Source organism: Streptococcus intestinihominis (genome assembly GCF_046824975.1).
Lineage (GTDB): Bacteria > Bacillota > Bacilli > Lactobacillales > Streptococcaceae > Streptococcus.
The window spans coordinates 595,904-600,679 of the sequence record NZ_JBKQBL010000001.1; the positions used below are offsets into that span (position 1 = coordinate 595,904).

The 4,776-nt window shown below is 44.1% G+C and carries 4 protein-coding genes; 1 reads left to right on the forward strand and 3 read right to left on the reverse strand.

What is annotated here, in order from left to right; genetic code table 11:
- The coding region (locus tag ACLOR3_RS02965; protein WP_412036976.1) for a YhgE/Pip family protein at nucleotides 1-2,200 on the reverse strand (2,200 nt) is incomplete at its 3' end.
- 135 nt (nucleotides 2,201-2,335) lie between these two features.
- Between ACLOR3_RS02965 and ACLOR3_RS02970 the strand changes: the two genes are divergently transcribed.
- Nucleotides 2,336-2,872 (forward strand): TetR/AcrR family transcriptional regulator, encoded by a 537-nt coding sequence (locus tag ACLOR3_RS02970; protein WP_411400189.1) that lies wholly within the window; start codon nucleotides 2,336-2,338, stop codon nucleotides 2,870-2,872.
- 194 nt (nucleotides 2,873-3,066) lie between these two features.
- Here ACLOR3_RS02970 and ACLOR3_RS02975 read toward each other — a convergent pair whose 3' ends face one another.
- Both ACLOR3_RS02975 and ACLOR3_RS02980 read right to left on the reverse strand, forming a co-directional pair.
- Nucleotides 3,067-4,428 carry a bacteriocin secretion accessory protein gene (locus ACLOR3_RS02975; RefSeq protein ID WP_411400190.1) on the reverse strand — a complete coding sequence of 454 codons (1,362 nt, stop codon included), beginning with the start codon at nucleotides 4,426-4,428 and terminating at the stop codon, nucleotides 3,067-3,069.
- A gap of 20 nt (nucleotides 4,429-4,448) precedes the next feature.
- A partial coding sequence (locus tag ACLOR3_RS02980) for an ATP-binding cassette domain-containing protein (protein WP_412036977.1) occupies nucleotides 4,449-4,776 on the reverse strand: 328 nt, incomplete at its 5' end.

Sequence of the window (4,776 nt, forward strand, 5' to 3'; positions counted from 1 at the left end):
TGATTGGATTTGACAATACGCTTGCATTTTCTTTTTCAGTGCTAGCGCTATTTAGTTGGTCCTTAGCTGAACTCAAGCCTTGACTAAGATTCTGACTACCTGTTTGGAGATCACCTAAGCCTCCGACAAGAACCTGACCTCCTGTCGCTAATTGACCAGAGCCATCAGCTATCTTAGTTGCACCATCCGCCAATTGATGAGAACCTGATAGTAACTGACCTGATTTATCCGACAACTGATCGACTCCTGATACCAGTTGATCAACACCGCTAGCCAAAACTGGTGTTTGACCATTTAGTTGACCGATCCCACTAGCTAGCAAGCCAGCGCCTGTTGTTAATTCACTAGACTTACTAGTCAATTGGTTGGCTCCTGAAGCCAATTGATTCATTCCAGCAGTCAGAGTTGGCATTTCCCCATTTAGATCTCCCAATCCTGCTGCTAGCTGATTACTTCCCATTACCAAGTCACCAGATTTCTGCTCCAGTTGGCTTGTCCCCGCACTCAATTGAGTAGCTCCTGCAATCAATGTACTGCTATTCTCCGTAAGCTGACTAGCTCCGCCGGCTAACTGATCCACCCCTGTCGTATAGAGTTGAACTCCCTGACTAAGGGTTTGGCTTGCTGGTAGAAGTTGCTCTGTCACTGCTGTCTGTAGGGAGCTCAAACTAGTTGAAAGAGTATTCAAGGTAGACGAAGCTGTTGGCAAGATCTGGTTGGCACTTTCTTTTACTGTGGCCAAGGGACTCTCGGTTGTTAAGCTTTCTTGCAAGCCTTGAACAGTGGTTAAAATCGCTTGAGCAGCAGTCTCCGTGGTACTTGAAGTAGCAGAGACAGCAGCCGTTATTTCTGCCTGTTGCTCAGCTGTCATTGATTGATAGGCAGCAGTAGCTTGAAGATTTGCTAACACCGAATTGCGGTCAGCCTGTGCAGCTGCTGAAATCCCTTGAGCAGAGGTGGCGATGCTTGCCAAAGCTGTGCTGAGTTGACTGGTATCTCCACTCGTGTTCTGAATAGCTTCATTTAATTGGGTGAGGCCTGCTGTTAATTGGGCAAGTTGCTCTTGTTGATTTGGTGATGGAGTAAGTTGGGTGGATAAGGTTTGAATGCCTGTCTCTAACTGAGACACTCCATTTCTTAAGGCTTCCGATTGACCGCTTAATTGACTAGCTCCACCACTAAGAGTAGCAAGACCTGAGCTATAGCTGGTGAGGCCAGTCGTCAAATTACTAGCACCAAGATTCAACTGACTGACTCCTTTTGTATAGGTATCCAGTCCCGTTGAGAGAGTCGTCATCCCTGTATGCAATTGGCCAATTCCAGAGGCTAACTGAGGCGTTTGACTAGCCATTTGATTCAAACCATCTCCCAGCTGTCCAACACCAGATGTATAGGTCGTCAGTCCACTATTAAAGCTAGTAAAACCATCATGAAGTTGCCCAACTCCCGATACGAGGGTGGGAACTTTCTCCTGCATTTGATGAAGACCTGTTCCTAATTGGCCAACTCCATTGGTGTAGGCCAAGAGTCCAGTGCTGAGAGTCTGTGCCCCATTTGAAAAAGATAGACTCGAATTGGACAAGGTGGTCAAATGGTCTGTCAGAGTCTGTCCACCCTCTTTTAGCTGACCAGCACCGGTCGCTAATTTCTGGCTTCCTTCCGCTGCTGTTCCCATCCCTGTCTTCAAGCTTCCCATCTTTTCAAAAAGGGCGCTGGTATAGGTTTGGGTGACATTGCTAGCAACGGTTTGCTGGATTTTTATCATGGCTGAATCACTCATCTTACTAGCAATAAAGCTATGCCCACTAGATGTTTGGTAGGCAATGGTCATCTGTTCCGGATGATTGGTTAAGATAGAAGCAGCTTTAGCAGATAGATCTTTGGGCAAGGTCACCACCATATAGTACTCACCCTTTTCCAACCCCTCTTTAGCTGCTTTTTCATCGACAATATGAAAATCTAGGGCGTCACTTTTCTCAAAATTGGACACCATGTCTTTTCCGATTGTCAATTCTTCTTCCTGATAACGAGCTGGCTGGTCTTGATTTACAACTGCTACTGGCAGGTCGGAAACCTTGCCATAAGGATCCCACATAGAGGATAGAAAGATCACATTGTAGAGAGCTGGTATCAAGGCAACCCCGATCATCACCACGATAAAGGTCGGTTTCCTAAAAATCGCTTTCCATTCCTTAAACATTTTTTGTCTCCTTTTTATACACATTGTCTAATTTTTTTGATATAATTGATTATACAGTTCTTTTCAAAAACCGCAAGTTAAAAAATCATTTTTGGACACTGTGTATAATTTTGTGTATAAAAGAGGGAGACTAGAATGGTTACCGAAAGCAACAAGCGAATAAAAACAAAACGGATCATCCAGGAAGCCATGGTTGACCTGCTTCATAGGGAGTCCTTTGATGAGATCTCAACCGTACAGTTGGCAAAAGAAGCTGGTATCAGCCGGAGTAGCTTCTATACCCACTACCGTGATAAGTACGATATGATCGAGCGTTACCAACAGGAATTTTTCCACAAAGTTGAATACATCTTCGACAAACAACAAGATAATAAACACCAAGCTGTTACCGAAGTTTTCGAATTTCTCACCAAGGAGCCCCTCTTTGCTGTCCTTCTAACCGAGAATGGGACAAAAGAAATTCAATCCTTCTTGCGACACAAGCTACAAGTTCTACTCGTCGATAACTTGCAAGAGCGTTATGGCCATCGATCTTTGACAGAAGTCGAAAGAGACTATAGTTCTGTCTACCTCACCAATGCCTTCTTTGGAGTCTGTCAAATGTGGGTGGCGCGTGGGCAAAAAGAAAGTCCCCAACAAATGGCGGACTTCCTATTAAAAATGCTGGAATAAAAGAGAGTGGGACAGAAATCGGTAATTCGTTAGAATTCGATTTCGTCGTCCCACCTCCGCACAGTTGAGTAGGGCTGTAATAGCTGATGAAATCAGCGTGGTAGAGCCCACTCAACCACTGCGTCTTGCTCGATAATCCAAAGACAATTGAGAGGCTAGGACTTTTGTCCCAGCCTCTTTTATGTTATGTTTCTTTAGTTCCCTGCTCCTAAAAATTGATCCACAAAGAAACTGAAGTAAGATTTTTCTCCTGTGATCAGGACACACTTCCCTTCCAAACCGTATCGTAGGAGTTTGGCCTCCTGATCCTTGAGACGAAGAACTCCCTCTATTTTGAAAAAGTTCCCCTGTTCTGTCCGAGTGGCACTCGAAGCAATTGAGCTAATGCGGGCCTCTAGCGTAATGGGTTTTTGTTTACTTCCCTGTGTGCTAAAGCGAATCCGATCACCTACATGAATCGTGGCTATATCTTTTGAAGGAATATAGGTAACAATCTTGACTTCTTTTTCTTTCTGAATGAGTGGATAAACTTGAGCCAAAGGAGTGCCTTCCGCTACAATACTCGCTCCTTTTGTTTCATCATTCAAATGAATCACCCCTTCATCCTTGGCTAGAATCCGAGTCTTCTGAAGAAGATTTTCTTGTGTTTTTAACTTACTGTCTAAATCCACAATTTGCTGAGAAAGAAGTGGCAAATCTTGTCCAACTTTACTCAGCTGTTGAGCTTTCAGGGAGGCTATTTGACTATCTAAGCTGGTCGAAAAAGCTTGTTGGCTTCCGGATCCCGCATATTGGATTCGATAATTAGAAATACTCGCCTCTAGCTGCTGGATTTGACTATCTAGCTGACTGATAAAAGAAGCTTGTGCTTGAGCGTTTTCTTCTCCATGTGGTTGCTGAGCGTAACTCTGGTAGAAAGAGTAAAGTGGATGAGTTGCATCCAGACTTCCACCCTCTAGTAGAGCTGATTTTAGGCTATGGTAATCAGCTAATCGCTTCTCTTGGTCTTGGATAGCTTGGCCAATTTCCGCTTGACTGGAACTTGCACTGGCATTTTGAGAAGCAATGGTTGCATTTTGTTGATGGGCTTGCGCTTGGAGAATCGCTATCTGTTGCTGGTAATCCTTAAACAGCTGGTCATACCCAAAATGCTCAGTTCCTGTAAATTGGCTCTCCCCGGTCTCAATGCTCGTTTTCAACAATTTTAATTGTTCCTCCTGTTTCTTTAAGAGGTCGAGCTGTTGCGTTAAGCTCATCCCTTGTTGCTTTTCCTGATCCCCTTGGTATTCTACCAAGATTTCTCCCTTCTTAATCTCTTTATTTTCCTTCAAATGGTTGACTTGAATGGGAGAATTACTCGTTGACTGGATTTGGTCCACCACGCGCGTAGCTTCAATCGTTCCACGACTAGACAAGGTCACTTCCTTCTTGGCAAAGACAGAGAAGCCTACAACAAACAATAGTAAAAGAAAACAAGGGACCACCCATAAGCTAGCAAAATTATGGAAACGTTTCTGATAGAATTCTGCACTTTCAAAATATTTTTCGTTCATCATACTCTTTCTTTATTTCTCTTCTAACAAGTAACCAGATGGCTGTAATAGCCATTCTTTTTCAGTAGTTCTTCATGGCTTCCTTCTTCCTTCAGACGACCTTGGTCCATGAGGAAGACTTTTTCAGACCGTTCTGCAATCGTTAACCGATGGGCGATAAAGATAATCGTTTTGTCTAAGGCCATCAAGCGGTCCACAATTTTCTTCTCCGTCAAGATATCCAGGCTGCTGGTCGCTTCATCCAAAATCAAAATCGGAGCGTCCGTTAATAAGGCACGCGCCAAGGCAATCCGCTGCCGTTGACCACCAGAGATTCCCATCCCATCCGTAGTCAATTCCGTTTGGTAATTG

Excerpts from the sequence above, each read along its gene's own strand:
- ACLOR3_RS02975 (WP_411400190.1), bottom strand. The coding sequence starts at position 4,428 with ATGATGAACGAAAAATATTTTGAAAGTGCAGAATTCTATCAGAAACGT.
- ACLOR3_RS02970 (WP_411400189.1), top strand. The coding sequence starts at position 2,336 with ATGGTTACCGAAAGCAACAAGCGAATAAAAACAAAACGGATCATCCAG.